Raw genomic sequence first — 1,068 nt, forward strand, 5'->3', positions numbered from 1 at the left:
GTCAGCTATCGCACCATCAATCGTTTTCGTGTCGCTGAAGGGATGGAAGAACTCATTCGTAATCTTTTCATCGACCTCAATCTTCGTCTAAAATATGTGGGACGCTAAACGTCGCGTATTGAAAATAAAATCACTAAAACATGGAATTATTCAAGACAAAAGAGGTAATGTCATGCGTACAGTATTTGGAATTGATGCAAGTAAAACAAGTTCTGAGGTAGCAATTTTAGTCAACGGCGAAAAGGTTCATGGCTACACCATGCTCAATGATGCCATTGGATTCAATCGCCTGTTGGGGGACTTGAAAGTCGTTCATAACCCTGAGATTATATTTGAGGCCACAGGCGTCTATTCTCGACGTCTTCAGGCCTTTCTTCTTGAGGAATGTGGTTACAGCTTATACACGGCTAAATCCACTGGAAGCTAAGAAGCAACTGGACAGTCTGCGAGTTCGTAAAACAGATAAAATTGACGCTGAAAAGTTGGCTAAATCTCAGCTTGTGCACAATCGTAAACCAACTTGCGTGCAGGAAGAAATTTATCAACACCTGCCTGATTTAAGCCGTTTCTATCAAAATATGACTGAAGATCTTGTTCGAGCTAAAAACCGTCTGCACAAGGTCCTTCAAGTCACCTTTCCTGAATGGGAAAATCTCTTATCCACACCAACTGGAGAACAATATTGGAACTTAGTGATGGCTTTCCCATGCAAAGAGTTTGTATTAAGCCTATCTCAAAGTGACTTGTGTGAGATTATCCGTCAATCTACTTCCAAACGCATCTCTGAAAAGCGTATTGCTTACCTGACTGATAAACTTATAAAACTCGCTAAACAATCTTTTTGTGCGGTCAAGAAAACCTCTCCAATGCTTGAAGAGGTTCGTTACTATGCCCAAGAATGGCTTCGTCTTTCTGAACGCAGACAAGTTGTCTTAAACGACATGGTAGCTCTAGCTCAGCCTTTACCAGAGTATGATATCTTACGGTTAATTCCTGGCATCGCAGAAACCACAGCGACATCTATCATTGGCGAATTGGGAGATATTCGTCGCTTTCAGTCTACCAATC

General features: G+C 41.6%; 1 pseudogene. It reads left to right on the forward strand.

Going from position 1 to position 1,068, the window contains the following annotated elements:
* Positions 1-172 precede the first annotated feature (172 nt).
* Positions 173-1,068 (forward strand): annotated as a pseudogene (locus ADH90_RS03895) (IS110 family transposase); the annotation flags it as partial.

This window comes from Streptococcus pseudopneumoniae, from assembly GCF_001073085.1.
Classification (GTDB): Bacteria; Bacillota; Bacilli; order Lactobacillales; family Streptococcaceae; genus Streptococcus; species Streptococcus pseudopneumoniae_M.